Raw genomic sequence first — 25,334 nt, forward strand, 5'->3', positions numbered from 1 at the left:
TCAGTCCGAAACGGCGACCTCGAGATCCTCGCGCTCGACCGCCAGCCGGAACGTGGGGACGGTGCGGTACTCGACCTCGACGACGCCCTTCCGGCGCAGACTCTGAAGCCCCGACCGGACGGCTTCGGCCTCGGGATCGATATCGTACTCCGCCCGGAGCTTGTGGAGCACCGAAACGACGCTCTCGGTGCGGTCCGTCGGCCCCGCCATCACCGCGACGATCCGCGCCTGTAACTCGGGCACGCGGATCTTGGAGGGGACGCCGTCGCCCTCGGGATCGCTCTCGATGCCCGGCTCGACGTCGACCAGGTCGGCCGCCGCCGCGGTCGCACGGATCAGGCTGTTGTCGTCCCGGAAGTAGTAGTCGCCGAGTTCGTCCTCGAGGTACTGGTGAACCTCGCTGCCGCTTTCCATCCCCCACCGCTCCTGGAGTTCGGAATTCTTCGTCGGCTGTAGCTCCACCACGTCCGCCAACCGGTCCTGGGCCTCCTCCGAGAGCGTCATGGTGAAACCGTATGGTGATCCGGTACTTTTGCGTTGCGTCCCGCCGCGGGCCCCGGGCCCGCGTCCGTTCGCGCACGCCCGCCGTCAAACTCAGCCGGATCGAACCCGTCCTGGCTGACCTCGAGTCGAAACGCAACAACGGCCTGCCGCGAGCGATCGCGGCGGCCCCTTCCACTCCGCGGGCGAGGGATAGCGCTCGAGCGACCGCGGCGGGCCGAGGGGCGGCCCCAAACGGGTGGCTTAAGTCGCTCGCCCTCCGTAGCCCGGACAACGATGGAATTCTGCGACGAATGCGGTTCGATGATGAAAGCCGAGGACGGTCTCTGGGAGTGTGGCAGTTGCGGCTACACGGAGCCGAAAGGCGACGCCGACCAGTACATCGTCACCGACGATCAGGAGGCCAGCGAAATCATCGAGTCGTCCGGCGAGACTTCGTTGCCCGAAACCGACGCCATCTGTCCCGAATGTGGCAACGACCGCGCCCACTGGTACATGCAACAGATCCGGTCGGCCGACGAGTCCGAGACACGCTTTTTCATCTGTACCGAGTGCGAACACAAGTGGCGCGAGGACGACAACTAGAACCGAACTTTTGCGCTGCGGGCGCGGCTTCGCCGCGCCCTCGGCAAAACTTCGATGAAAAGCACTCCTCCCTCCCCTGGCTCGCGGCCTTCGGCCGCTCGCCTCGACGCGGCGCTTCGCGCCGCGCTCTCCGGGTCGGTCGTCGGCCCGCTCGCTCACTTCGTTCGCTCGCGGTCGGTACCGGATGGCGGCCTGCCCTCCCCCGGATCGCGGGCTCCTCGCGTTGCTCGGAGCCCGCTCTCGGCCATCGCTCTCGCGAGTTGAAGACAGGTTTGAGGAAAGAAGATCGCCCTATTCGTTGCGCGCGATCGTCAGATAGCCGGTATGCCCGACGGGTGCGGTCGTCGGCCGCGACCCACGGTCGTCGAACTGCATCTCGCGCTGGATCGTCTCGCGGGTCGTGACGTTTGCGAGGCCGACCTCGCGGGCCGTCCGTGCGACCTCGCGGGTCGACTCGATGAAGGGACTGTAGACCGCGACGAAGCCGCCGTCGACCAGCAGGTCCGGGGCATGTTCGACCATCGCGGGCGCGTCGGCCGTATCAAGGGTCATGACGTCGAACGACGACGGCTTGAGGGCGTCGACCTCGTCGGTCACGTCGCCGGTCCGGACGTCGACGGCGTCGGTCACGTCGCCGGTCCGGACGTCGACGGCGTCGGCCACGCCGCCGAGTGCCATGTTCTCGCGGGCCACGTCGGCGAACTCGGCGTCCTGCTCGTAGGTCACGACTTCGGCACCGGCCCGAGCCAGCAGGGCCGCGAGGACGCCGGTTCCGGTACCGGCGTCGAGGACCCGATCGCCGCCGGCGATGCCGGTCTCGCCGATGACGAGCCCGATGTCGCGGGGCACCATCGGCGCGCCGGTCCGCTCGAAGTGATGGAAGAGGTCCGGGCCGCGCAACCGGCGCACCTGAAACTCGTCGCCCAGATGCGTTTCGATGGTGTCGCCCGACTGCACGTCCGTGGGGACCTCGAGCACGCCGAGGTCGGTTCCCTGTTCGCCGCCGGGTTCGACGAGATACTCGCGGTCCCCGCGAACGAGCAGCACCGGGACGCGGTTGCTCTCGCCCTCGGTTCCGGCGTCCTCGCTGTCGTCTTCGATATCGTCGCCGCTCACGCGAGTCACTCGAGGGACTCGATCGCCGCGGCGAGGTCGCCGCCGTTGTCCTCGAGCGCCGCGCGGGCCTCGTCCTCGCTGACGCCGGCACGCGTCGCGACGAGGTCGATATCATCGTCGGGGATCGACGAACCGGCGTCGGAGTCGTCCGCACCGCCGGCGCTGCCGCCGGCCGAGCCGGCCTCGACTTCCGCGGGCGAGCCGATGACCTGGTAGGTCTCCTGGCCGCGGGCGTCCATCTTCGTGACTTCGGCGTCGTCGAAGACGAGGTCGTACTCGTCGGTCCGGATAATGACTTCCTCGGCGTCGATGTCCTCGACATCGATGCCCATCTGTTCCATCATCTGTTCCATCTTGCGCGGGTTGAGTCCGCCGCCGCCTCCTCCAAACATACTCGACACGTGGCCACGGGTGACCTTTTAGTTTGTCGTTCGCCCGAGAGTGGGGACGGGCTCCCGGCCGTCAGTGTCGGCGACCGCAGGACGACTCGAGGTCGCGCCGCCGATCGTACAGCAGCCCGTCTCAGGCGTCGTCCGGCCGCGAGTAGTCCGGATCGAACAACTGTGCCGACGTCGGTTCGGGATCGCCTTCGGTGAGGTTGTACTCGGCGAAGTCCTCGACACCGGCCTCGCGGAGGAAGTCCTCGTCGTAGACGCGGTTCCCGGTGAACTCGGCTGGGTCGCGGGCCAGAATCTCGAGGACCGTATCCGAGACGATGTCGGGCGTGCGCCAGTCGTCTTCGGTCCCCATCTCGAAGTACCGGGTCGCGCGCGTGTCGATCGCGGTGACCGGCCAGAAGGTGTTACAGCCGATCTCGTCGTCGGCCAGTTCCTGTGCCATCGACAGCGTCACGAACGACATCCCCATCTTCGACCAGGAGTAGGCGGCCGATCCCGGGGCGCGGTCGAGTTCGACCGGCGGCGCGTTCGTCAGGATCCAGGCGTCTTCCTCGACGCCCTTGAGGTGGTCGATGAACGCCCGCGAGACGAGATAGGTGCCGCGCACGTTGACCTCGTTCAGGAGGTCGTAGCGACTCGCCGGTAGGTCCTCGACCGCTCCCATCTGGATGGCCGAGGCGTTGTTGATGACGATATTGATCTCGCCCATCTCGTCGATCGCTTCCTCGACGGCCGCCTCGATGGCGTCCTCGTCGCGCACGTCCAACTGGATCGCGTGCGTCTCGACGCCCGTCTCGGCGCACTCCTCGGCGGTCTTGTGGATCGTTCCTTCAAGGTCCGAGTCCGAGTCGTCGACGGTCTTCCCCGTCGAAACGATGTCACAGCCGCGTTCGGCGAGCGCGAGCGCGAGTTGCTTTCCGATTCCGCGCGTGGTACCCGTTATAAACGCGGCCTGTCCGCTCAGATCTGGTTTCTGTGGCATTCGTGATTGATACACACTCCCGCGCCCCTAATAGTCCATTCAAACTCCCGGACCGCCGATCGACGTTTTCAATCCCCGCCGGCGCGTGGGTGAGCGTAATGGCCGACGAACTCGACGCCCTTCTCGAGGCCCTCGAATTGAAAGACGAGCGCCGGACCGGATGGATCCTCCGCGGGATCGAATCCCCGGAGTCGGTTGCAGCCCACACGTGGGGCGTGGCGACGCTGTGTCTGTGCTACGCCGACCGTGCCGACAATGTGGACCGGGACCGCGCGGTATCGATGGCGCTGGTCCACGATCTCGGGGAAGCGCGGACGGGCGACGTTGCGACGCGCGCCGAAGACGGCAACCAGCGGGTCGACGCCGAGGAGAAAGTCGCCCGCGAGCGGGACGCGATCACGGATCTGCTCGAGCCGTTCGACCGCGACGACGAGTTCCGGTCGCTCTGGCAGGCGTACGAGGCCCGTGAGACCCCGACGGCGCGGTTCGTCAAGGACATGGACCTGATCGACAACTGTCTGCAGGCACTCAAATACGAGCGCGAGGAACGGTACGACGAGACCGATCGCAACGAGGCGTTCGACGAGTACGAGAACCTCGACGAGTTCTTCGCGACGGCCGCGCCCCGACTTCGAACGCCGATCGGCGAACGGCTGTTCGAGGCGATCAAGACGCGGTACGAGCGTGAGATCGGCCGGGAGTGTCAGCTGTAGCGGGCCGGCGACCGCCCGTTTACGTCTCGGCGGGTGCGCCCTCGCGCACGTTGACCGCCATCCCCGTCTCGAAGTCCCGAATCGCGCCGGCGTCGAGCCGTGCCGTCCCGACCGCGAGCAACTCGCCGCGCTCGTGGACGACCAGTACCTCGTCGCCCGGCCGGATCTCGTCGCCGACCGCGAGGACGAACTTCGTGAACACGTTCTTTTCCTCGCGGACGAAGGGCTCGCTCTCGTCGTCGACGACGACGCGGTAGGCGGGTTCGGCGAGCGCGTCGGCGAGCCGGCGACCGCCCTCGAGTCCCAGCGTGAACCGGCCGTCGATGCCGAAGGAGACGATCCGGCCGTCGTCGGCGTGAATCTGCTGTGGTCGGCCCGACGACGTCCGTTTGACCGTCAGCGATTCGGCGGGCGGGAACAGTGCTGTGCCCGCGCCCGCTCCGAACTGGTAGTCCGCGATCGTTCGGAGCTGGGGCAGTCCCGCGCTCCCGTCTGTTGACTCGCTCATTGACCGGGCTTCGAGGCGGCGGGTCGAAAGCCCTTCGACCTGACTGCGCGGGTCGCTCTCGGCGTCCCCGCGGTGGGGTCTCGTCGGTGCCCACGGACGACACTCCCGCCCGGCCGTCCCGCCGAACAACGACCTCCCAACCGGAAGAGAATGGTGACGCTTATACTAACCGATACGGTACGTCCGCTATCGTATGGACGTCACGCAAATCGGGCTCGGGGCCACCCTGTTCGTCATCGGTTCCCTGACGCTCGCCGGCCCCGCTACGCTCGTCACGGGGCCGTTCGTCTATCTCTTGACGGGCGCGACCCTGCTCGTCACGGCGTACGCACTGGTGATCGGCCTCTGGCAGCGCCGGCCACCGAATTCGAGTACCCAGTGACTCGGCGTCCACCGCTCGAGACGCGGGTCGGTAGCCGCACCGATCTCAGAGCAGGAACGTCTCGTGGCGGTCGCCGAGGTCGAGGAACGAATCGGAGGCCTCGATGAGCTCCTCGGCCGTCGAGGATTCGAAGGCCATGACTTCCACGCGGACGCCCTCGTGGCGCAGGTGTGAACACAGCCGCGAGAAGTCGCCGTCGCCCGTACAGAGGACGATCGTGTCCACGTGATTCGCGAGCGTGACCGCGTCCAGGCTCATTCCGACGTCCCAATCGGCCTTCTTGGAGCCGTCCGCGAAGGTCTTGATGGCCTTGATCTTCGGCTCGAAACCGATATCGATCAGCGCCTCGAAGAAGCTCTCTTCCTCCGGCGAGTCGGCACGGATGACGTAGGCGATCGCGCGCGTGAGTTGCCGATCTTGAACGGCCTTCTCGAGCAGCGCGGAGTAGTCGATGTTCCGGCTGTGGAGGCTTTGTGCGGTGTGATAGAGGTTCTGCGCATCGACGAGGACGGCGACGCGCTGACCGGGATGAATTTCAGTCATATACTAGCATGTCGCGGGCGGCCATAAAAAATCGCGGCGTTCGATCTTCCGAGACCCGACCCCTGGGGGCGGCGCTTAGCTTCGGAGTTTCTGGATGCGCTTTTCGGTCGGCGGGTGCGTCGCGAACAGCGTCTGTAGAAGTCCGTTCTCCGAATTGAAGATACACAGCGCGCTTACGCTGTCGTCGACCTGTGATTCGCGACCCTGCGCTCCCTGTGAGATCTTCTCGAGGGCGCGGGCCAGCGGGTCGCCGCTCCCGATGTACTGGCGTGCGTCCTCGTCGGCGACGTACTCGCGGTACCGCGAGATGGCCAACACGAAGACCATCACGAGCATCTGGGCGATGTTCGAGATGACCATTCCGACGATGAAACTCCCGATGTTGCGCTCGCCGCCCATCATGTAGACCATGTAGGCGACCCAGCCGACCATCATGGCGATGGAACTGCCCAACACCATGGCGACGACGTCGCGGTTTTTGATGTGGGCGAGTTCGTGGGCGATCACGCCCTCGAGTTCGTCGCGCTGGAGGAGGCGGATGAGTTCCGTCGAGACGACGACGACGCCGTTGCCCTTGCGACCGGTCGCGAAGGCGTTGGGGACGCCCATATCCATGACCATCAGTTTGGGCTTTTTAATGCCCATATCCCGACAGAGCGAGTCGACTGTCCGATGGATATCCTGATACTGGCCGTCCTCGGGCATCGGCTCGGCCCGTCTGGTCGCGGACCAGGTCCCGATCTTGTACTGGATAACCGGCAACACGAGCAGTCCCAGGAGAACGAAGGGCCACGCGCCGAAGCCGAACATCGCCAGGCCGAAAGCGCCGACGAGCATGTAGAACGCGAACAGGATCGAGCCGACGACCGCCATTCGCACTTTCAATCCGAAATCCGTCATAGACGACTATAAGTAACGACTCGGGATAAATGACGCGGACCCGGGCTGTAAGCTCTCCCACACGATCGGGAGGCAAAGACACAACTAATAAGTCGGAATAGGCCAGTCCACCGTACATGCGTCTCGCCGCTCACCCGATCGCCGGTTCCGTCGTGAGTGGCGTCCGCCCTCGGTTTCTCAAACGTAAACGTGCGTAGGTGTGCTCGTTGCGGGCTGGCAACCCGTTTCGGGGACGATTCGACCGCGCACGATCGATTCCAGTAACTACCCGCCGATCGGAACCGATACACCGCCGATCGTGCTGGCTACGCGACCCAAGAGACCACACGACACATGAGTTCAGCTATCGACCTTTCGGGCGTCTTCCCGGCGATGTGCACGCCCTTCGACGATGACGAACGGATCGACTTCGAAACACTGCAAGCGGACGCCCAGCGCCTCGAGGCCGCGGGCGTCGACGGACTCGTCCCCGTCGGCTCGACGGGCGAGTCGGCGACCCTGACCCACGACGAACACGTACAGGTCGTCGAGGCGGTCATCGAGGCCGTCGACGATGTCCCTGTCATCGCCGGGACGGGATCGAACAACACGCGCGAGGCGCTCGAACTCTCCGAACGCGCCGCCGACGCGGGTGCCGACGGCCTATTGCTCATCTCGCCGTATTACAACAAGCCCGAGCAACGCGGGCTGCTCGAGCATTACCGAACGGTCGCGGACGCCGTCGACCTGCCACAGATCGTCTACAACGTGCCCTCGCGGACGGGCCGGAACATCGAGCCCGATACCGCCGTCGAACTCGCAAGCCACGACAACATCGCGGGGTTCAAGGCCGCCAGCGGCGATCTGGGCCAGATCGGCGAGATCGCCGAGCGAACGGTCGACGAGGCGTTCGCCGTCCTCTCGGGCGACGACGCGCTCACCCTCCCGACGATCTCCGTCGGCGGAACCGGGACGATCAGCGTCGCGGCGAACATCGAACCCGAGCGCACGTGTGCGATGGTCGGTGCGGCGCTCGACGGCGACTACGCCCGCGCTCGAGCAATCCACCACGAACTCGGGCCGCTGTTCCGCGGGCTCTTCGTCGAGACCAACCCGATCCCGGTCAAGGAGGCCATGCGAATCCGCGGCTACGGTCCCGCTCGCATGCGGTCGCCGCTCACCCGACTGGCAGCGGAGTACCGCGAGGATCTCGAGGCAGTGCTGTCCGATCTCGAGCGCGACTCGGCGGCGGTCGCCGACACGGAGGGCGAGCGATGACGACGCGGATCGGCGTCACCGGCGCGACCGGCCGCATGGGCCGGGAAGTGATCGCCGCGGCGACGGGCCGCGAGGACTGCGAGGTCGTCTGTGCCGTCAACCGGGAGCCCGCCGGGGCGATCGTCGACGGCGTCGAGATCGAGCCCGCAGCGGAGTTCGAATCGCTGGTCGCCGATCGGGAGCCGACCGCCGTGATCGACTTCACCGAGCCGGCGTCGGCCGCCGACTACGTCGCGACCTGTGCCGACGCCGGCGTCGCGTTCGTCACCGGGACGACCGGGTTCGACGACGAGGGGTACGAGGCGCTCGAGGCGGCCAGCGAGGACACCGCCGTCCTCCACGCGCCAAACTTCGCCCGCGGGGTTCAGGCGCTTGTCAACGTCGTCGGCGAGGCCGTCCGGAACCTGCAGGGCTACGACGTGGAACTCGTCGAGACCCACCACAACGGAAAGCGCGATGCGCCGAGCGGCACCGCCAACCGGCTGCTCGATGAGATCGAGGCAAACGGCGACTTCGACGGCCGCACGCATGGCCGCGAGGGCGACGCTCCGCGAGAGTCGGGCGAGATCGGCGTCCACGCGCTGCGGGCGGGCGATATCACGGGCGAACACGAGATCGTCCTCGCGGGCAACCACGAGGAGGTACGGCTGACACACCGCGCCGAGGATCGCGGCGTCTTTGCCGCGGGCGCGGTCGACGCGGCGGTCTGGATCGCCGGACAGAAGGCAGGGTGGTACGACTTCGCAGACGTGATCAGCGAATGAGCGCACTCGAGACCGAAATCGGCGAGCTGTGGGAGCGCAAGCAAAACGGCGACATCAGCGCCGAGAACGCCGGCGACGACGCGTCCGCGACGCTCGAGGCCTTCCTCGACGCCCTCGAGGCCGGCGAGGTCCGCGCCGCCGAGAAACGGGGCGACGAGTGGGAGGCAAACGAGTGGGTCAAACAGGGCATCCTGCTCACCTTCGGCCTCCGCTCGATCGGCCAGTACGAACACGGCGGTACGACGTACAACGACGTGCTGCCGCTGGCGGACGCGAGCGACTACGGCAATCGTGGGAGCCGCAACACGCCGGACGGTACCGTCGTTCGCCGCGGCGCGAACATCGGCTCGGACTGCATCCTGATGAGTCCCGCCTTCGTCAACATCGGCGCTCGCGTCGGTGACGGGACCCTCGTCGACTCCTGCGATACGGTCGGTTCCTGCGCCCAGATCGGTGACAACGTCAAACTCGGCGCGAACACGCTCATCGGCGGCGTCCTCGAGCCGGTCGAGAACGCGCCGGTCATCGTCGAGGACAACGTGTCGCTGGGTGCGGGCTGCCGAGTGACGAGCGGCTTCGTCGTCGGCGAAAACAGCGTCGTCGGCGAGAACACGCTGCTGACGCCGCGAATCCCCGTCTACGACCTCGTCGAGGAGGCGGTCATCTACGGCGAACTGCCCGCCGACCGCCGCGCGTTCACTCGGTTCGTCGAGTCCTCGATCAGCGACCACGACCTCTTCGAGGGTGGCGCGTACAAGCCCGCCGTCGTCGCGACGGATCTCGAAACGGAGACGCTCGAGGCGACCGAACGCGAGGACGCGCTGCGGGAGTAACCTCGTTCGCTGCCGATTTCCTTCGGGAGACTCGCCTTCACGTCGATTCAGCGGCGCTCGTTCCCGACGTAGGTCACCTCGACGCGCCGAGAGAGATGACCGAGCAGTGAAAGCCCGAGCAACGGCGCGAGATACGTCAACAGGAAATCGAGGCCGCGCGCCGGAAGAGACGGGGCGCTCCGCTCGGCCAGCGTGACGTACTGGAAGCTCTCGTCCTCGAGTCGGATCGGTGTGTCAGGAGTCTCGACCTTGCGATGAGAGTCGGCGGCTCCGCTTCGCGCGGCTTCGGCGATGGTCGGTGAGACCTCATCGGCCGTCACGGGGATACTCACGTCACGTAGCACCTGCTCGAGCGTCGTCCGCTCGAGCGCCAGATCGATGCGGTAGCCGTCGTTCTGTCGGGCCGACTCGTTCGCGATGTATATCGTCTCGTAGACGGTCTCGTTGAGGAGGACGTACTGGTAGCGGTCGTCAACCGGCGGCCATACACGACCGGCACTGCCGTATTGGATATCCGTCGGGACGGTCCGATTCTCGAGCAGTAATCGCTCGAACGCACACGCTCGACTGTCCCACGGTATCCCGTCCGTACAGGCAATTTCGTCGCGAAGCGGTGTTTCGTGCGAGACGGCGTCGGCATCGGCGTAGTCGATGCTACCGTTGCCGGCCGTCACCGCCGTCCGCTCGTACCGATAGGTCGGTTCGTCCACGTGCAACGGCAGTACCCACAGGGACGCAGCGAGCAATCCGAGCGCGAGGATGGCGAGAACGACATCGCGACGGATCGTGAAAGGCATCGGGCGAACGTCTCGCGAGCAACGGGTTAGTATTTATTATCCAACTTCCGGAAGATGGATAATATCGATCCGGTATTCGAACGGCGGAGTGAGACGGGAGTCCGGAATCCAAACCTTGAATTCTCACGGTCACGTGGACTTGACAATGACTGACGTTGCGGATTCGCCGCCCGTTCGCCGCCTCTCCGACTGGGACGCGGCCGAACTACTGGCGCTCGTCGACGACTACGGCACGCCGCTGTACGCGCTCGACCTCGAGCGCGTCCGCCGGAACTACCGACGGCTCGAGGCCGCCTTTCCCGACGCCGACGTTCTCTACGCGGTGAAGGCGAACGCGCTGGGTGAGGTGCTGTCGACGCTGCACGAAGCGGGCGCTGGCCTCGAGTGTGCCTCCGCCGGCGAAGTACAGCGGGCGCTCGCGGCGGGTGCACTCGGCTCCGAGATTCATTATACGGCGGTTAACCCGCCCGCGGGCGACCTCGACTGGATCGTCGACGCCTGGGCGGACCACCCCGACCTGACAGTCACCGCCGGCTCCGAGGACACGATCGATCGCCTCGCAGATCGGGGCTACGACGGTCGGCTCTGCCTCCGCGTGAATCCGGGGATCGGTGCCGGCCACCACGAAAAGGTCCGGACGGGTGCCGCGGCGAAGTTCGGCGTCCCCGCGGAGCGTGCGGTCGACGTGCTCGCGGATGCCGCCGCCCGCGGCTTCGACGTCGTCGGCATCCACGCTCACGTCGGCTCGGGCGTCTCGAGCGACCAGCTCGATGCCCACCGGGAGTTCGTCGCGCGGATGGGTGATCTCGCTCGAGACGCTGCGGGGGCCGTCGGCGACCTCGAGTTCGTCGACATCGGCGGCGGCTTCGGCGTGCCCTATCGCGAGGACGAGGCCCCGCTGGACCTCGAGCGCGTCACGGACGCGACGCGGGACGCGCTCGGCGAGCTCGACGCGGCGTTGACGATCGAACCCGGCCGCTACTTCGTCGCGGACGCGGGCGTGCTCCTCACCACGGTGAACACGGTCAAGGAGGCCCGCGAGACGACCGTCGTCGGCGTCGATGCGGGGCTGACGACGCTGCTCCGACCGGCGATGTACGACGCGTACCACCAGATTCGGAACCTGACTGCCGACACGAGCGAGCGTGGCTCCTCCCGCGAACGGAGCCCCCAGACCGTCGCCGGCCCCATCTGCGAGAGCGGCGACGTTTTCTGTACCGACCGTGAACTCCCGGGAAGCGAACGCGGGGATCTCCTCGCGATCGGCAACGCGGGGGCCTACGGCTACGAGATGGCGTCCCAGTACAACACCCGACCCCGACCCGCATCGGTCGTCCTCGACGACGGCGACGTGCGACTCGCGCGCCGCCGCGAGACGATCGCCGACGTGACGCGGCCGGAGCGCGAGGCACTCCGCTCCTCGAGCGCGGACCGAAAGACCGACCACGACCGAGCGACCGACACCGACAACGAACGCGATCGATAGCACGATGAGTATCCCATTCCAGAAGTACCACGGCACCGGCAACGACTTTCTAATTATCCACGCGGACGAACACGTCCCCGATCGGGGCGCGCTCGCCGAACGCGAGTGCGACCGGACCGACGGCGTCGGTGCCGACGGCATCCTCTTTCTCGCACTCGAGGAGCAGTTCAACCCGCCACGCGTCGTGATGACGCTGGTCCAGCCCGACGGCGCGACGGCACCCATGTGCGGCAACGGCGCTCGCTGTGCCGCCGAGTGGGCGATGGATCGGACGGGCTCCGAGAGCGTGATGATCGATACCCAGGCGGGAACGCTGCGCGCCGAACGCGACGGCGAGACCGTCGTCGTCGAGATGACCGAACTCACGTTCGTTCCCGACGAGGTTCCGGTCAACGCCGACGAACCGGTCCTCCGGGAGGAGATCGAAGGGCTCGAGGTCTCGGTCGTCAACACCGGCGTCCCCCACGCGGTGAGCTTCGTCGACGACGTCGACGACGTCGATCTCGAGGCGGTCGCGCCGCCGGTTCGCTACGCCGATGTCTTCCCGAAGGGGACGAACGTCTGCGTGGCCAGCCCGGACGGCTCGGGCGGGTTCCGCCAGCGAACCTACGAGCGCGGCGTCGAGGGCGAGACCGACTCCTGTGGCACCGGTGCGGTCGCCATCGCCGTCGCGGCGCGTCGCCTCGGTCTCACCGACGCCGATCCGGTCGCCGTCAGCCCGCCGGGCGGCGACCTTCGGGTGAGCTTCAACGACCGCGGGCGGCCGACGCTCGCCGGCCCCGTCGAACACGAGTTCGACGGCGAAGTGGCCGTCGAATCCCCGGTCGAGCCGTGACGGACGCCGATGCAGCCGTCGATGCCGGGAACGCCGACGCGTTCGACCCGATCGATTTCCTCGAGACCGCCGTCCAGCACCCCTCCCACGAGAATGTCGACCCGATGCGGGAGTTCCTCTGCGAGACGCTCGCCAACCAGGGGATCGAGCCCCACGTCGACGACGCCGGGAACGTGCTGGCGAACCGCGGCCGAGCGATCGAGGACGCCGAGACCCACGTCGTTTTGAATACCCACATCGATACGGTCTCGCCACACGTTCCCTTCGACCGCGACGCGGACGCTCCGGAAGCCGACGGTGCCCCGGTCGTTCGCGGCCGCGGCTCCTGTGACGCGAAGGGACCCCTCGCAGCGCTGCTCTCGGCGTTCTTCGCGGTCGACCCGACCGACGGCCGCGTCACGCTCGCGGTCACGCCCGACGAGGAGGTCCTGTCGACGGGGGCCCACGCGATCGTCTCGAGCGAGCAGCCGCCCACGCGGGACGCCGACGCGGTGATCGTCGGCGAGCCCACCGATCTCGACGTCTGTACGGCCGCGAAGGGACGGTTTCAGGGCACGATTCAGCTCTCCGGTGCCAACGCCCACGCCGCCGAACCCGACACCGGAAGCAACGCGGTCGCCGCGCTCGAGCCGGTACTCGAGGCGATCCGGACGTTCGGCGAGCGCGCGGACGCGCCGCCGACCCACCCGCAACTCGGCGCGGCGACGCTGACGCCGACCGTCGTCGAGGGCGGCGAGGCGACCAATCAGGTGCCCGCCGACTGTGCGCTGACGGTCGACCGCCGGAGCGTGCCGCCGGAGACGGCCGACGACTTCCACGCGTCGCTGACCGCCCACCTGCGGGCCGCCGTCCCCGACGACGTAGCCCTCGCGTTCCGGTTTACCGACCGGCCGACGCCGTTTCTCGAGGCGTGGGAGACCGACCCCGACGCGGCAGTCGTCGACATCCTCGCGGATGCCTCCGGCGGCGCGGTGCGTCCGTTCACCGCGGCGACGGAGGCCTCCTACTTCGCGTCCGCGGCCCCGACGGTCGTCTTCGGACCCGGCGTTCTCGCCGACGACGAGGGAGCCGTCGCACACGCCCCGCGCGAGTACGTACGCGTCGATGCCGTCCGCAAAGCGGCGCGGGCGCTCGAGGCGACAGTGACCGAACTGCTCGAGGACCGGTCCCCGCCCGGCAGTCAAAGCTAATACTCGCTCCGGCTCGTATCCGTTTCCGCCGCGCTGACGATACCGTCGAACAGCCGTCCGTCCCCGTACGGTTCCCGGCCGGTCGACCGCACTTTTTTACCGGTTTCCCGTCTGTCTCGAGACGAACCGTGGTTCCCACTGTTGCCGCACTCCCCGTGCCGGGACGTACAGCCACCGCGCCGCTCTCGCAAGCGGCGTCGGTGACGCTCGCCTGGATGGCGATTACCGCCGTCGCCGCGACCGTCCTGTTGCTCGGCGCGCCGAGAGCGATGCGCGGATTTCGTGACGATCTCGTTACCGAGCCGGATACGACGTTCGCCGTCGGGTTCGTCGCCCTCTTCGGCGTGCTCGTCTGTTCCGGACTGCCGCTGTTCGTCGGCACGTCGCTCGAGCACTCGGGGCTGATCGCGGTCGGCCTGATCGTGGCCACGCCGGGACTGCTCGCGTGTGTCGTGTTGCTGATCGGCGGCGGCTGCGTCGGCACCGTCGCCGTCGGCGATCGGCTCGGCAACCGGCTCGGATCGGGAGCGCCGTCAGCGTGGCAGTCGCTCGGGCTCGGACTCCTCGCGGTCGGCGGCAGCCAGCTCGTCCCGATCGCCGGCACGATCGCGACGATCGCAGTGGCGAGCGTCGGCAGCGGTGCGATCGTCAATCACGGGACCGAAGCGTGGCGCGGCGAGCCGTTGCTCGGGGCGTCGGCCGACGGTCGCACCGATCGCCGGACGGCGGCTCGGTCAGCAGCGCCGTCGGAACGGGATCGGTCGGACCGACATGTCTCGAGCGACCCCACCGACGGCGGCGGGGACACGGACCCGATCCCGGCCGTGACCGGGACTCGATCGGCTGGAAAAGCCGACCGCCGCGGCGACGCGTCGTGGGGGCTCGAGAACGGTGAACCGGATCTCGAGGCCGGCGACCAAGCAGCAGACGAGCGTCGGGGTACTGATGAGACATCACGGGACGATCGCGGCGGCGAGCGCCGGGATGACGCGACCTGATCGATCGGCGGCGCGGGCAGGCGTCTCCCGGCCCGCCGACGGATCGGTCACGCGTAGGTCAGATAGTTCGTGAGATAGACGGTCGCGTTGAAGCAGCCGTGGATCAGCGCGGGGACGAGCAGCGTCCCGCTGCACTCGTAGAGGACCCCGAAGTACAGCCCGAGCGTCGTCACCGTCCCGAGGCTGACGACGACTGCGCTGGGTTCGGAACCCATGTAGACGGGCAGGTGGACCGCCCCGAAGACGAGCCCGGTCAGCACCACCGCGACCGTCGTCGGGAACGTCTCTCTGAGCCGCGACTGGAGGACACCCCGGAACAGGAGTTCCTCGCCGGGCCCCGTCAACAGGACCGCGAGCGGAATCCCGAGGAGGAACAGGACCGGATACTCCCGGCCGGCCTCGATCCCGGAGTGAGTCGTCCCCTCGCTGCCGCCGAGCGGTTCGATCAGGTCGACGACCTGCTGGTAGCCGACGACCGCGACGAACGCGCCGATGAGACCGACGACGACCCAGCCGAGGTCCCAGCGGGTCGGTCGTCGGAGTCGGAGGAAGTCGACGATGAACTCCCGATCGAACCCGTGGCGGCGGACGATCAGATACGACACGGCGGTCCCACCGGCCCCGACGACGTTGAACGCCACCGAAAGCCCGATCTCGTCGACCGTTTCCGTGCTGTACCCCAGAACGGAGAGGTGACCGATCGTACCGATTCCCGCGGCCGTGCCGCTGAGATAGCCCAATACCCCGACTGCAAGACAGACGGTGATCGCCCGGCCACCGCGCTTGATCCGCGTTCCGATTCGCTGACGCCGTTGGCTCGAGGACACACGATCACGTTGCCGGGAGACACAAAAATAGGTACTGACACGTCGAGGCACCGGCGACCGCCGTCGCGGCGACTCTACTCGAGATCGTCGACCAACTCGCTCGCGACGCCGGTGTAGCCCGCCGGCGTCAGCGCGCTGAGTTCCTCGCGCACGTCCTCGTCGATGTCGAGTTCGTCGAACAGTTCGCGGAAGTCCGCGAGGGTGACGTCCTTCCCGCGGGTGACGGCCTTGACGCGCTCGTAGGCGTCCGCTTGGCCCTCGCGGCGGAGGATCGTTTGGACGGCCTCACCGATGATCTCGGGGGTGGCCTCGAGTTCGTCGCGCATGACCTGTTCGTTGGGAACGACCTTCGAGAGGCCCGCAGCGGTCTTGCCGTAGCCGATCAGGCAGTGGGCGAAGGCACCGCCGATATTGCGCTTGACCGTCGAATCCGAGAGGTCCCGCTGGAGCCGGGAGGTGGTGACGTAGTCCGCGAGGAAGGTGAGATCCGAGTTGGCCTTCGAGAGGTTCCCCTCACTGTTCTCGAAGTCGATCGGGTTGACCTTGTGGGGCATCGTCGAGGAGCCGGTCTCGCCGTCGACGGCCTCCTGGCCCAGATAGCGATCGGAGACGTAGAGCCACACGTCCAGATCGAGGTCGAGGAGGACGGTATTGGCTCCGCGGAACGCGTCGAACAGCGCCGCGAGGTCGTCACAGGGGTTGACCTGCGTCGTCAGCGGCTCGAACTCGAGGCCGAGCCCCTCGACAAATTCCTGCGCGAAGGCCTGCCAGTCGACGTCGGGATAGGCCGCGACGTGGGCCGCGTAGGTGCCCGACGCGCCGCCGAGCTTGCCGCTGAGTTCGTCGGTCGCCTGTCGAATGCGTCCGGTGGCTCGGCCGAGCCGCGCGGCGTAAACGGCCATCTCCTTGCCGAAGGTCGTCGGCGTGGCGGGCTGGCCGTGGGTCCGCGCGAGCATCGGGATCGCGCGGTAGTCACGCGCCATGTCGGCAAGGGTGTCCCGCACGTCGTACAGCTGTGGCAAAAGCACCTCGTCGACCGCGTCGCGGACGAGTAGCCGGTGGGCGAGGTTGTTCACGTCCTCGCTCGTCAGCCCGAAGTGGATCCACGGCGAGGCGTCGCTGCCTTCGGGGAGTCGGTGCCGGACGAAGTACTCGATGGCCTTGACGTCGTGGTTCGTCGCCTCGAACTCGGCGTGACCCTCCGTCTCGAGTTTCTTGATCAGCTGGGCGTCCTCCTCGGCGAAGTGCTGGTAGAGGCCACGCAGGTGGTTGCGATCGTCGAGATCGAGTTCGAGCGGCGTCGCCTCGAGTTCCGCCAGCGCGATCAGGTACTCGACTTCGACGCGAACGCGGGCGCGCATGAGCGCGGCCTCGCTCGCGTACGGCGACAACGGTGCGGTCCGGCCGTCGTACCGGCCGTCCAGCGGCGAGACGGCGTACAGGGCGTCGGTCTCGGTCATACTGGCCGTTGGTCCGGGCCGTCGCAAAAGCGTATCGATACCGTGACCCGTTCGAGACCACGAGCGTGTATACCTCCACGCAGTCGATGGCGAATGTGGCCGTAATAATGCACAGACATGCATATGTTGGCACTCGAGACCGCAACCACTTTGCTGCTCGCGAGTGCGGACTAGACCATGACGCGAATCGCCGGGATGGCCGGCAACCGAGGGCGCAACCTGTTGAACATCGCCGACCGCGAACCGGGCGGAGCCGAGTTCGCCGTCGTTTTGACGACCGACCCGGACGCGCCGGTGCTCGAGGCCGCCGCCGAGCGCGACATCCCGACCGAGGTCGTCCCGCTCGCCGACGAACTGAGCCGCCGCGAGCACGAGGAGGCGGTAGTCGAGGCGCTGTCCGACTACGAGTTCGACCTCGTCTGTCTGGACGGCTACATGCGAATCCTCTCGAACACCTTCCTCGACGAGATGCCAACGACGCTGAACGTCCACCCCGCACTGTTGCCGTCGTTCCCCGGCATGGACGCCTGGGGCGACGCGCTCGAGGCCGGCGTCTCGGTGACGGGTTGTACGGTCCACGTGGTCACGGACGCGACCGACGAGGACGGGGCGGTCGTCGAGGAAAAAGTCGACGCCGGTCCGATCGTCACGCAGGAACCGATCCCGGTTTACGAGGGCGACGACGAGGAGACCCTGAAGGATCGCGTTCTCTACGAGTGCGAGTTCCGCGCCTATCCGCGAGCCGTGAAGTGGTTCGCGGAGGGTGCGATGGACGTGGATTTCGCGACAGGCGAGGTATCGGTCGACGCCGACGTTGCGACCGCCGAGGGAGACGACCACGACGGTCTCCCGGCGCGACGGCTGGTCTCCGACGATCGCGCGGAGACGCTTCGCTACGGGGAAAACCCCCATCAGGACGCTGCGGTCTACACCGACTACACCTGTGACGAGGCCAGCGTCGTCCACGCCGACCAGTTAAACGAGGGCGCGAAGGCGCTGTCGTACAACAACTACAACGACGCCGACGGCGCGCTCAATCTGATCAAGGAGTTCGACGAGCCAGCCGCAGCGGTCATCAAACACACCAATCCGGCGGGCTGTGCGACCGCCGACTCGCTCGCCGCGGCCTACGAGAAGGCCCTCTCGACGGACCCGATGAGCGCCTTCGGCGGCATCGTCGCCCTCAACCGCGAGTGCGACGCCGCGACCGCCGAGCAGGTCATCGACTCGTTCAAGGAAGTCGTCGTCGCGCCCGGCTATACCGACGCCGCCCTCGAGGTCCTCCTCGAGAAGGACAACCTCCGCGTCCTCGATGTCGGCGACCTGAACGAGACACGCACCGAACGCTTCACGGAGAAGCCCCTCGTCGGCGGGCGACTCGTCCAGGAACGGGATCTACAGTCGATCTCGGCCGCCGACCTCGAGATCGTTACTGAGCGCGAACCGACAGACGCGGAACTCGAGACGATGGTCTTCGCGTGGCAGACCCTGAAACACGTCAAGTCGAACGGCATCTGCTTTGCCGAAGGCACGGAGACGGTCGGGATCGGCATGGGGCAGGTCTCCCGCGTCGACGCGGTTCGGCTGGCGGCGATGAAAGCCGACGAGCACGCCGAGGGCAAGGACGCCGAGGGCGCGGTCATGGCTTCGGACGCCTTTTTCCCGTTCCCGGACGGGATCGAGGAGGCCGCGGAGGCGGGCATCGAAGCGGTGATCCAGCCCGGTGGCTCGGTCAACGACGAGGACGTAATCGAGGCCGCCGACGAGCACGACATGGCGATGGTGTTTACCGGCCAGCGGTCGTTCAGACACGACTGAACGAAACGACGGCGAATCCGACGTTTCGGCGGGACTGACTGACAGCGGTCCGTTTCAGTGTCCAACCCCTGGGACTCGGATGCGGCCGACCGTCCCGCCAAGCCAGTCGCCGATCCACGCGCCGATCATGGCGACGACGATGGCCATGCCGACGCCGAGCACCGTGAACCCGGCCACGAACGTGACGGTAACTGCCCGGAGCCACGGCGGCGAGGTCGTCTCAGTGAGGGCGAAAACCACCATATCGCTGCACTGCCAGAGCACCGGCAACGAACTGATACACCCGACCCGAGTCGCGACTCGGGAGCGGTCGGTGGAGCCGGATTCGTAGACATAGCCCGCCAGCAGGCCGGCGTAAAACACCGGGCCGAAATCGATCTCGGTCCCCGTCCGCACGTAGCTGGCGGTCGTAAACGGCAGCGCGGCGACGCCGGCGACGAGCGCCACCCGCCACGCGTCGTCCTCGAGTAGGGTTCGGAGGATCGGGGTACGGCTCACAGTCGTCATTCATGTCCACGGGATTATAAAGACAAGCCATCGACACGCCCGACCAGCGGGCCGCGGCCGCGAGCGCTCGGTGGCGAGCGAGCCGTCACCGTTCGACCGGGCGATCCGTCGCGGTCGATGCCACGAAGCTATCAGCACCGTCCCCGTTCGTGTGGCTATGATCGCGAACCGTGATCGCCTCGCCGCGAGCGAGGCCCGCGACATCGCACTCGACTGCGTCGCGGCCGGCATCGAGGCGGGCCATCCTCGAACGGTCGTCCGCGATACCGTCGCTCTCGAGGGTGCGACGCTCCGCATCGCGGACGCGACGTACGACCTCCGCGAGTACGACACCCTCGTCGTCCTCGGCGGCGGCAACGCCGCGGCACACGTCGCCGTCGCGCTCGAGGCGATTCTGGGTGATCGAATCGATAGCGGCGTCGTCGTCACGGACGATCCCGCCGAGACCGAGCGCGTGACGGTCCGGGCGGGTGACCACCCGATACCGAGCGAGCGCGGCGTCGACGCGGCGGGCGACGTCCTCGCAGCGGCGGACGCGGCCGACGGGGATACGCTCGTGCTAGCGGCGATCACCGGCGGCGGAAGCGCCCTCATGCCCGCACCCGCGGGGGACCTCTCCCTCGCCGATCTCCGGACGACCACCGACGCCCTGCTCGCCAGCGGGGCCGACATCGGCGACATCAACGCGGTCCGCAAGCACCTCTCGGCGCTGAAGGGGGGCCGACTGGCGCGCCGCGCCGCCCCCGCGACGGTCGCTTCGCTCGTCCTCAGCGACGTGGTGGGGAACGACCCGAGCGTGATCGCCAGCGGCCCCGTTGCGCCCGACGAGTCGACCTTCGACGACGCGCTCGCAGTCCTCGAGCGGTACGAAATCGACGCTCCCGGCTCCGTCCAGGCTCGCCTCGAGCGCGGAGCCGCCGGCGAGATCGCCGAAACGCCCGGACCCGACGACGCGGCGTTCGAGACCGTTTCGAACCACATCATCGCGGACGGCATGACCACCCTCGACGCGGCTCGCGATGCGGCGGCCGAGCGGGGGTATGAGACGCTCGTCCTTTCTTCGCGCGTTCGTGGCGAGGCTCGCGACGCGGCCGCGACCCACGTCGCGATCGCGGAGGAGGTGCTGGCGACCGGCAGGCCGGTCGCGCCGCCGGCCGTCGTGCTTTCCGGGGGCGAGACGACGGTGACGGTCCGGGGCGACGGGACGGGCGGACCGAATCAGGAGTTCGCGACGAGCGCGGCGCTCCACCTCGCGGACGGGAGCGAAATCGCGGTCGCTGCGGTCGACACCGACGGCAGCGACGGGGCGACCGACGCGGCGGGNCGCGCCATCAGAGATGTGTATAAGAGACAGACCTGCGGGTCATCGGTATCGAGTAGACCGTCCACGGCCCGGAGCGGCTCGAGCCGGCCGACTCAGCTCCAGTAGTCCCCATCGGGCGCGAGCGGGTCGATCACGCGGCAGGCGTTTTTCGAGAAGGCACGACGCAGCAGGTCCTCCGAGACATCGAGGGTCAGGATCTCCATGACAGCGACGTTCGGGTGACAGGCGGGTGCGCCGCTCCCGAAGAAGACGCGATCGGGGTGTTCCATGAGCGCCCGCTCGAGGTGGTCGCGATACCGGACGAAGCTCGTCTCGAGATAGCAGTCGTCGTATTCGGCGAGCAGATCGATCATCTCGGTCATGAGCGACCGATCGAGCGGATAGCCGCCGAAGCAGCCGACGACGACGGGGAACGAGCGCTCGAGGAGGACGTCCGCGAGCGTCTCGGGCGGGGCGTCGACGCCGCCGCGGACGATCACCGGCAGGCCGACGTCCTCGAGAGCCGCGAGAACGTCGTCGTCGGGGTAGTCGTCGACGGCGGGGTCGAGGACGAACCCGTGAAAGCGATCGTCGTACGCGTACTTCTCGATGTCTTCGGGGGACGTGTGGTAGCCCTCGCGACTGCTGACTGCGTTGCGCAGACGGCCGGTCGCGTTTCGACCCGGCGTCTGGGTACCGTTGATTCGGGCGAAAGCGACGAACGGGCGGTCGACGCTCCGTCTGGCGACGCCGTTGTTCGGCGCGAGATAGCTCGTCTCCGCCAGCGCCGGCGGGCAGACGACCGACCGCGTGATCCCGGCCTGATGCATCTCCCGCTCGAGCCGTTCCGCCGTCATCGGTCGCCCCCCGTGCCCCCCACTACCGTCCGTCGGCGGCAGCCGCGTCGAGACGTCGACGACGCGGAACCCGTGTTCCAACTCCAGCATCTTCCGAAACGTTTCGCGTCGATCCATATTTCCCTACCGGCTCCGTCGCCGCCCGCCGTGGCGGTCGTTCACATGCGCAATCGCAAGACGGAACGGCGGTCGGAGGGAAAGAATTATATAGAAGTGCTGACGACATGGTTAGTGAGGATCAACGATGGCACAACAGCGACGCATGGGTGGGCAGCCCATGTTCATCATGAGCGAGGATAGTCAGCGAACGCAGGGTCGCGACGCGCAGTCGTCGAACATCATGGCCGGCAAGGCCGTGGCCGAGTCGGTACGCACGACGCTCGGACCCCGCGGTATGGACAAGATGCTCGTCGACTCCGGCGGGGACGTCGTCATCACCAACGACGGGGCGACCATCCTGAACGAGATGGATATCGAGCACCCCGCGGCACAGATGATCGTCGAGGTCTCCGACTCCCAGGAGGAGGAAGTCGGCGACGGGACGACCACGGCTGCGGTGCTCGCCGGCAACCTGCTGGGCGAGGCCGAAGACCTCATCGAGCAGGACGTCCACGCGACGACGATCGTCGAAGGATATCACGAGGCCGCCGAGATCGCCCTCGAGGCGATCGACGAACAGGTCAACGAGGCCGACGTCGATGACGAAATCCTCCGGCAGGTCGCCGAGTCGAGCATGACCGGCAAGGGCACCGGCGGACTCACCGCCGCGTCGCTGGCGGAGACGGTCGTCGAAGCGATCCGCCACGTCGATACTGACGCGGGCGTCGCACGCGACAACGTCACCGTCCACACACAGATCGGAGCCTCGTCGAACGCGACCGAACTCGTCCCCGGAATCGTCGTCGACGAGGACCCCGCTCACGACGGCATGCCGAGCGAGGTCGAGGACGCGTCGATCGCCGTTCTGGACGTCGAACTCGATGTCCGCACGGGCGACGTCGACGCCGAGTACGCCATCGACTCGATCGACCAGCTCAACGCCGCAATCGACGCCGAGGAGGGCGAACTCGAGGGCTACGCCGAGACCGTCGCCGAGAGCGGTGCCGATGTCGTCTTCACGACCGAAGACGTCGCCGACCGCGTCGCCAACGCCCTCGCCAACGAGGGCGTCCTCGTCTTCGAGGGACTCGGCGACAGCGACGCCCGGCAGGTCGCCTCCGCGACCGGCGCACGCCGCGTCGGTGACCTCGACGATCTCGAGGAATCCGACTTCGGCTCGGCCGACCGCATCCACACCGAGACCTACGGCGATGACGATCTCGCCTTCGTCGAAGGCGGCGCAGCGGCCGAGACGGTCACCGTCTTCGTCCGCGGCGGCACCGAACACATCGTCGACGAACTCGAGCGTGCCATCGGTGACGCGCTCGATGTCGTCGCGACGGCGCTGGAATCCGGCGAAGTCGTCCCGGGTGCCGGCGCGACCGAAATCTCGATCGCGGACAAGATCCGCGAGGAAGCCGCCGGTATCGAGGGCCGCAAGCAACTCGCCGTGACGGCCTTTGCCGACGCGGTCGACATCGTCCCACGCACGCTCGCGGCCAATACCGGACGCGACCCGATCGACGTGCTCGTGGACCTTCGTGCCGCCCACGAATCCGAGGGTCGAGCCGGCCTGATCACCAAGGGTGACGAGGTCACGATCGACGATCCCTTCGAGCACGGCGTCGTCGACCCCGCCGACGTCAAGCGCGAGGCCGTCGAGAGCGCGACCGAGGCCGCCACGATGATCGCCCGCATCGACGACGTTATCGCGGCCGAATAACGTCGCCGTTCGCGACATCCGTTTCGAACGTCCGCTTTTTTCGAGCGCTGTTGTCCCGATAGCCATCACGATTAGCCAATAGTGTTAAGTGTTAACATCAATCAGTTAGAAGTATTATGTCCGGCACTGCTCCGCGAGACACACTGACGCCGATCGCCGTCACTGACGGCCGCACGGTCTACTACGACGACGACCGTGGCACCTACCACACGTGGTGCGAGGACGGCGCGTACGAGCCGGTGAGTACGGCACTGCTCATGACCGTCTCGTCGGTGCTCGGGATCGAACCGGACGATCTCGAGTCGCTCTCCGAGTGCGTCGAACCGGACGCGCTGAACGCCCTCTTCGTCCACTGGCGCGGTGCCGGCCCCCGTTCCGGTGACGGGACGATCACGTTCACGTTTTCGCAGTGCGTCGTCACGGTCCGTGCCGACGGCGAGCTCGTGATCGATCCGGCCCGGACACACGCCGGTCCGACCGGCGATTGATTCGGGGTTCCACCGCCGTGTTTCATCCCCACTGAGCCGTCACGAGGACGCTTCGAGGACGACTCGATCGCCGGGCGCGAGGCCGAACGCGTCCTCACCGCGGCCCCGATTGACATCGAGTTCCACGTACCCGTGACTGCCGACGGTCGCGAGTCGGGCACCCATGGAAACGGCCGCGAAGGTCTCGCCGACCGGAACCGCGTCGCCGTTTACCAGGACCCGGGCCCGGCCGTCGAGGAACGACCCGGGAACGTTCGTGATCGCGTTCCCGAACCCGTCGACAACCATCACCTCGCCGATTGCACGGTGCCCCTCGAGATCGGCTGTCGGAAGTTCGAGGTCGACCGCGACGGCCCCCGACTCGAGACACGTGAGCGAGCCGAGTGCATCGCTCTCGACGTCGTGAACGGCGGCGGCAGCGGGGGCGAAGACGTCCCGACCGTGAAAGGTGTTGCTCCGCGGTGAGCGGTGCTCGCTCGGCTGTGACGGTATCGTCGGTTCCACGGTATCGAGTTCGTCCTCGGCGATCACGTATGCCTCGAGTTCGCCGTCGTCGCCGCCCGCGAGTCGCCGCGCCGCGGGGCACAAAACTCCGTTATCCGGGCCCACGAGCGTGTGGTCGCCGGCACGGAGCACCAGCGCGGCCCGCTCGGTGCCGACACCGGGATCGATCACGACGAGGTGGGTTGCCGGAGGGAAGTACGGCAATACCTCGCGAAGCCAGAACGCCGCCGTTCGAACGTCCTGCCGCGGAAAATCGTGCGCGACATCGACTAATCGAGCATCCGTCCGCTGTCCCAGTACGCCCTTCATCGCCGCCGGATACGGCGTGCCGAAGTCGGACGCGAGCGTAATCATGAACGGCCGTACGGCGTGAGCACCCAAAGACAGCGGGGATTCGGCGGCGGTTGCTCGTCAGTCGTGTTCGATCCGCCCGGTTCAGTCCCCGTTCGAGTCCGAGTCGCTGACCATCTGAATGCGCTCGATCCCGTTCATCTCCTCGACGACATCGACGACCGCTTCGGGGACGAGCGACTCCCAGTCGCCGCCCGTGATCATCCGCTCGCGGACCTCCGACCCTTCGAGGACCTCGCGGTTGAACATCGGCGACTGGCGGATTTCGATGTCGGCCTCGTGGAAGAGTTGGATCACGAGTGGGTTGTTCGAGTAGGCGACATCGAAGTCGGGACTCATGCTCTGGACGTGGCTGACCCATACCGAGTTGCGTTCGAGGTCCTCGATCGGGACGGCGTAAGTGACGAGATCGAACTCGACGAGCGACTTCGTGATCATCATGATCCGTTCGCCCGCCGTAAACGGGTTCCGGACGGTATGCGAATCGTCGGCGCTTCCGATTCCGAGGACGAGTTCGTCGACGTCCTCGGCGATCTGCTCGACCATACTCCGATGGCCGTTGTGAAAGGGCTGAAAGCGACCGATGTAGAACCCCCGAGTCATGCCGGT

At 67.2% G+C, this 25,334-nt stretch carries 28 protein-coding genes; 14 read left to right on the forward strand and 14 right to left on the reverse strand.

What is annotated here, in order from left to right:
- Entirely contained in the window at nt 1-504 is a 504-nt protein-coding gene (locus tag C487_RS13550; protein WP_006186363.1) for a DUF5797 family protein, read from the reverse strand.
- Between the two features lie 273 nt (nt 505-777).
- Here C487_RS13550 and C487_RS13555 point away from each other — a divergent pair, with 273 nt between their 5' ends.
- Nucleotides 778-1,086, forward strand: a complete 309-nt coding sequence (locus tag C487_RS13555) for a transcription factor S (RefSeq protein ID WP_006186364.1) — start codon at nt 778-780, stop codon at nt 1,084-1,086.
- A 291-nt stretch (nt 1,087-1,377) separates the two neighbouring features.
- On the opposite strand, the gene C487_RS13560 is transcribed toward C487_RS13555, so the two are convergent.
- From C487_RS13560 to C487_RS13570, 3 genes are all read right to left on the reverse strand, one after another.
- A complete protein-coding gene (locus C487_RS13560; RefSeq protein WP_006186365.1) occupies nt 1,378-2,211 on the reverse strand; it encodes a methyltransferase domain-containing protein in 834 nt (277 codons plus the stop codon).
- Nucleotides 2,208-2,594: a nascent polypeptide-associated complex protein gene (locus C487_RS13565; RefSeq protein ID WP_006186366.1), complete on the reverse strand. Its 387-nt coding sequence runs from the start codon at nt 2,592-2,594 to the stop codon at nt 2,208-2,210. Before C487_RS13565 ends, C487_RS13560 begins: the two co-directional genes overlap by 4 nt.
- 130 nt (nt 2,595-2,724) lie before the next feature.
- Nucleotides 2,725-3,582 carry an SDR family oxidoreductase gene (locus C487_RS13570; RefSeq protein WP_006186367.1) on the reverse strand — a complete coding sequence of 286 codons (858 nt, stop codon included), beginning with the start codon at nt 3,580-3,582 and terminating at the stop codon, nt 2,725-2,727.
- Between the two features lie 98 nt (nt 3,583-3,680).
- On the opposite strand from C487_RS13570, the gene C487_RS13575 reads away from it, so the two are divergent.
- Nucleotides 3,681-4,295, forward strand: coding sequence for an HD domain-containing protein (locus C487_RS13575; RefSeq protein ID WP_006186368.1), 615 nt, complete (start codon nt 3,681-3,683; stop codon nt 4,293-4,295).
- Between the two features lie 19 nt (nt 4,296-4,314).
- Here C487_RS13575 and C487_RS13580 read toward each other — a convergent pair whose 3' ends face one another.
- Nucleotides 4,315-4,803, reverse strand: coding sequence for a PUA domain-containing protein (locus tag C487_RS13580; protein WP_006186369.1), 489 nt, complete (start codon nt 4,801-4,803; stop codon nt 4,315-4,317).
- A gap of 193 nt (nt 4,804-4,996) precedes the next feature.
- On the opposite strand from C487_RS13580, the gene C487_RS13585 reads away from it, so the two are divergent.
- The gene (locus C487_RS13585) at nt 4,997-5,185 is read left to right on the forward strand and encodes a hypothetical protein (RefSeq protein WP_006186370.1); all 189 of its coding nucleotides are present in this window, start codon (nt 4,997-4,999) and stop codon (nt 5,183-5,185) included.
- Between the two features lie 45 nt (nt 5,186-5,230).
- Here the strand turns inward: C487_RS13585 and C487_RS13590 are convergent, their stop codons facing one another.
- Both C487_RS13590 and C487_RS13595 read right to left on the reverse strand, forming a co-directional pair.
- Nucleotides 5,231-5,728, reverse strand: a complete 498-nt coding sequence (locus C487_RS13590) for a LabA-like NYN domain-containing protein (protein ID WP_006186371.1) — start codon at nt 5,726-5,728, stop codon at nt 5,231-5,233.
- A gap of 75 nt (nt 5,729-5,803) precedes the next feature.
- Entirely contained in the window at nt 5,804-6,628 is an 825-nt protein-coding gene (locus C487_RS13595; RefSeq protein WP_049908153.1) for a M48 family metallopeptidase, read from the reverse strand.
- Between the two features lie 333 nt (nt 6,629-6,961).
- On the opposite strand from C487_RS13595, the gene dapA reads away from it, so the two are divergent.
- The 3 genes from dapA to C487_RS13610 are packed head-to-tail and all read left to right on the forward strand — an operon-like array spanning nt 6,962 to nt 9,482.
- A complete protein-coding gene (gene dapA, locus C487_RS13600) occupies nt 6,962-7,885 on the forward strand; it encodes a 4-hydroxy-tetrahydrodipicolinate synthase (protein WP_049908154.1) in 924 nt (307 codons plus the stop codon).
- Complete coding sequence (dapB, locus tag C487_RS13605) at nt 7,882-8,649, forward strand: 4-hydroxy-tetrahydrodipicolinate reductase (protein WP_006186374.1); 768 nt, start codon at nt 7,882-7,884, stop codon at nt 8,647-8,649. Before dapA ends, dapB begins: the two co-directional genes overlap by 4 nt.
- Complete coding sequence (locus tag C487_RS13610; RefSeq protein WP_006186375.1) at nt 8,646-9,482, forward strand: 2,3,4,5-tetrahydropyridine-2,6-dicarboxylate N-succinyltransferase; 837 nt, start codon at nt 8,646-8,648, stop codon at nt 9,480-9,482. Before dapB ends, C487_RS13610 begins: the two co-directional genes overlap by 4 nt.
- 47 nt (nt 9,483-9,529) lie before the next feature.
- On the opposite strand, the gene C487_RS13615 is transcribed toward C487_RS13610, so the two are convergent.
- A complete protein-coding gene (locus tag C487_RS13615) occupies nt 9,530-10,279 on the reverse strand; it encodes a hypothetical protein (protein WP_006186376.1) in 750 nt (249 codons plus the stop codon).
- 145 nt (nt 10,280-10,424) lie between these two features.
- Here C487_RS13615 and lysA point away from each other — a divergent pair, with 145 nt between their 5' ends.
- The 4 genes from lysA (at nt 10,425) to C487_RS13635 (ending at nt 14,788) form a co-directional block, all read left to right on the forward strand.
- The gene (gene lysA / locus C487_RS13620; protein WP_006186377.1) at nt 10,425-11,765 is read left to right on the forward strand and encodes a diaminopimelate decarboxylase; all 1,341 of its coding nucleotides are present in this window, start codon (nt 10,425-10,427) and stop codon (nt 11,763-11,765) included.
- A 4-nt stretch (nt 11,766-11,769) separates the two neighbouring features.
- On the forward strand, nt 11,770-12,600 hold the full coding sequence (gene dapF / locus C487_RS13625; RefSeq protein ID WP_006186378.1) for a diaminopimelate epimerase: 831 nt from the start codon (nt 11,770-11,772) through the stop codon (nt 12,598-12,600).
- Nucleotides 12,597-13,790: a M20 family metallopeptidase gene (locus C487_RS13630; protein ID WP_006186379.1), complete on the forward strand. Its 1,194-nt coding sequence runs from the start codon at nt 12,597-12,599 to the stop codon at nt 13,788-13,790. The genes dapF and C487_RS13630 overlap by 4 nt, the downstream gene beginning before the upstream one ends.
- A gap of 128 nt (nt 13,791-13,918) precedes the next feature.
- A complete protein-coding gene (locus tag C487_RS13635; protein WP_049908155.1) occupies nt 13,919-14,788 on the forward strand; it encodes a hypothetical protein in 870 nt (289 codons plus the stop codon).
- A 47-nt stretch (nt 14,789-14,835) separates the two neighbouring features.
- Here the strand turns inward: C487_RS13635 and C487_RS13640 are convergent, their stop codons facing one another.
- Both C487_RS13640 and purB read right to left on the reverse strand, forming a co-directional pair.
- Nucleotides 14,836-15,615: a CPBP family intramembrane glutamic endopeptidase gene (locus C487_RS13640; protein ID WP_049908156.1), complete on the reverse strand. Its 780-nt coding sequence runs from the start codon at nt 15,613-15,615 to the stop codon at nt 14,836-14,838.
- A gap of 74 nt (nt 15,616-15,689) precedes the next feature.
- Nucleotides 15,690-17,075: an adenylosuccinate lyase gene (purB, locus tag C487_RS13645; protein WP_006186382.1), complete on the reverse strand. Its 1,386-nt coding sequence runs from the start codon at nt 17,073-17,075 to the stop codon at nt 15,690-15,692.
- A gap of 177 nt (nt 17,076-17,252) precedes the next feature.
- Here purB and purH point away from each other — a divergent pair, with 177 nt between their 5' ends.
- Nucleotides 17,253-18,893, forward strand: a complete 1,641-nt coding sequence (purH, locus tag C487_RS13650; RefSeq protein ID WP_006186383.1) for a bifunctional phosphoribosylaminoimidazolecarboxamide formyltransferase/IMP cyclohydrolase — start codon at nt 17,253-17,255, stop codon at nt 18,891-18,893.
- A gap of 54 nt (nt 18,894-18,947) precedes the next feature.
- On the opposite strand, the gene C487_RS13655 is transcribed toward purH, so the two are convergent.
- Complete coding sequence (locus C487_RS13655; protein WP_006186384.1) at nt 18,948-19,391, reverse strand: DUF5518 domain-containing protein; 444 nt, start codon at nt 19,389-19,391, stop codon at nt 18,948-18,950.
- A 166-nt stretch (nt 19,392-19,557) separates the two neighbouring features.
- Here C487_RS13655 and C487_RS13660 point away from each other — a divergent pair, with 166 nt between their 5' ends.
- Complete coding sequence (locus C487_RS13660; RefSeq protein ID WP_006186385.1) at nt 19,558-20,829, forward strand: glycerate kinase type-2 family protein; 1,272 nt, start codon at nt 19,558-19,560, stop codon at nt 20,827-20,829.
- Here C487_RS13660 and C487_RS13665 read toward each other — a convergent pair.
- On the reverse strand, nt 20,817-21,677 hold the full coding sequence (locus C487_RS13665) for an amidohydrolase family protein (protein ID WP_006186386.1): 861 nt from the start codon (nt 21,675-21,677) through the stop codon (nt 20,817-20,819). The genes C487_RS13660 and C487_RS13665 overlap by 13 nt on opposite strands.
- Nucleotides 21,678-21,837: 160 nt before the next feature.
- Here C487_RS13665 and thsA point away from each other — a divergent pair, with 160 nt between their 5' ends.
- Both thsA and C487_RS13675 read left to right on the forward strand, forming a co-directional pair.
- Nucleotides 21,838-23,382, forward strand: a complete 1,545-nt coding sequence (gene thsA / locus C487_RS13670; RefSeq protein WP_049908158.1) for a thermosome subunit alpha — start codon at nt 21,838-21,840, stop codon at nt 23,380-23,382.
- Nucleotides 23,383-23,498: 116 nt separating this feature from the next.
- Nucleotides 23,499-23,870 carry a HalOD1 output domain-containing protein gene (locus C487_RS13675; protein ID WP_006186388.1) on the forward strand — a complete coding sequence of 124 codons (372 nt, stop codon included), beginning with the start codon at nt 23,499-23,501 and terminating at the stop codon, nt 23,868-23,870.
- Between the two features lie 39 nt (nt 23,871-23,909).
- Here the strand turns inward: C487_RS13675 and C487_RS13680 are convergent, their stop codons facing one another.
- Both C487_RS13680 and C487_RS13685 read right to left on the reverse strand, forming a co-directional pair.
- Nucleotides 23,910-24,728 (reverse strand): SAM hydrolase/SAM-dependent halogenase family protein, encoded by an 819-nt coding sequence (locus C487_RS13680; protein ID WP_006186389.1) that lies wholly within the window; start codon nt 24,726-24,728, stop codon nt 23,910-23,912.
- A gap of 81 nt (nt 24,729-24,809) precedes the next feature.
- On the reverse strand, nt 24,810-25,328 hold the full coding sequence (locus tag C487_RS13685) for a nicotinamide-nucleotide adenylyltransferase (protein ID WP_006186390.1): 519 nt from the start codon (nt 25,326-25,328) through the stop codon (nt 24,810-24,812).
- Nucleotides 25,329-25,334: the final 6 nt, after the last annotated feature.

Source organism: Natrinema pallidum DSM 3751 (genome assembly GCF_000337615.1).
GTDB classification, from domain to species: domain Archaea; phylum Halobacteriota; class Halobacteria; order Halobacteriales; family Natrialbaceae; genus Natrinema; species Natrinema pallidum.

Excerpts from the sequence above, each read along its gene's own strand:
- C487_RS13565 (WP_006186366.1), bottom strand. The coding sequence starts at position 2,594 with ATGTTTGGAGGAGGCGGCGGCGGACTCAACCCGCGCAAGATGGAACAG.
- thsA (WP_049908158.1), top strand. The coding sequence starts at position 21,838 with ATGTTCATCATGAGCGAGGATAGTCAGCGAACGCAGGGTCGCGACGCG.
- C487_RS13680 (WP_006186389.1), bottom strand. The coding sequence starts at position 24,728 with ATGATTACGCTCGCGTCCGACTTCGGCACGCCGTATCCGGCGGCGATG.
- C487_RS13685 (WP_006186390.1), bottom strand. The coding sequence starts at position 25,328 with ATGACTCGGGGGTTCTACATCGGTCGCTTTCAGCCCTTTCACAACGGC.
- purH (WP_006186383.1), top strand. The coding sequence starts at position 17,253 with ATGACGCGAATCGCCGGGATGGCCGGCAACCGAGGGCGCAACCTGTTG.
- C487_RS13675 (WP_006186388.1), top strand. The coding sequence starts at position 23,499 with ATGTCCGGCACTGCTCCGCGAGACACACTGACGCCGATCGCCGTCACT.
- C487_RS13615 (WP_006186376.1), bottom strand. The coding sequence starts at position 10,279 with ATGCCTTTCACGATCCGTCGCGATGTCGTTCTCGCCATCCTCGCGCTC.
- C487_RS13570 (WP_006186367.1), bottom strand. The coding sequence starts at position 3,582 with ATGCCACAGAAACCAGATCTGAGCGGACAGGCCGCGTTTATAACGGGT.
- C487_RS13555 (WP_006186364.1), top strand. The coding sequence starts at position 778 with ATGGAATTCTGCGACGAATGCGGTTCGATGATGAAAGCCGAGGACGGT.
- dapF (WP_006186378.1), top strand. The coding sequence starts at position 11,770 with ATGAGTATCCCATTCCAGAAGTACCACGGCACCGGCAACGACTTTCTA.
- dapA (WP_049908154.1), top strand. The coding sequence starts at position 6,962 with ATGAGTTCAGCTATCGACCTTTCGGGCGTCTTCCCGGCGATGTGCACG.
- C487_RS13580 (WP_006186369.1), bottom strand. The coding sequence starts at position 4,803 with ATGAGCGAGTCAACAGACGGGAGCGCGGGACTGCCCCAGCTCCGAACG.
- C487_RS13575 (WP_006186368.1), top strand. The coding sequence starts at position 3,681 with ATGGCCGACGAACTCGACGCCCTTCTCGAGGCCCTCGAATTGAAAGAC.
- dapB (WP_006186374.1), top strand. The coding sequence starts at position 7,882 with ATGACGACGCGGATCGGCGTCACCGGCGCGACCGGCCGCATGGGCCGG.
- C487_RS13585 (WP_006186370.1), top strand. The coding sequence starts at position 4,997 with ATGGACGTCACGCAAATCGGGCTCGGGGCCACCCTGTTCGTCATCGGT.
- lysA (WP_006186377.1), top strand. The coding sequence starts at position 10,425 with ATGACTGACGTTGCGGATTCGCCGCCCGTTCGCCGCCTCTCCGACTGG.
- purB (WP_006186382.1), bottom strand. The coding sequence starts at position 17,075 with ATGACCGAGACCGACGCCCTGTACGCCGTCTCGCCGCTGGACGGCCGG.
- C487_RS13610 (WP_006186375.1), top strand. The coding sequence starts at position 8,646 with ATGAGCGCACTCGAGACCGAAATCGGCGAGCTGTGGGAGCGCAAGCAA.
- C487_RS13550 (WP_006186363.1), bottom strand. The coding sequence starts at position 504 with ATGACGCTCTCGGAGGAGGCCCAGGACCGGTTGGCGGACGTGGTGGAG.
- C487_RS13665 (WP_006186386.1), bottom strand. The coding sequence starts at position 21,677 with ATGGATCGACGCGAAACGTTTCGGAAGATGCTGGAGTTGGAACACGGG.
- C487_RS13595 (WP_049908153.1), bottom strand. The coding sequence starts at position 6,628 with ATGACGGATTTCGGATTGAAAGTGCGAATGGCGGTCGTCGGCTCGATC.
- C487_RS13590 (WP_006186371.1), bottom strand. The coding sequence starts at position 5,728 with ATGACTGAAATTCATCCCGGTCAGCGCGTCGCCGTCCTCGTCGATGCG.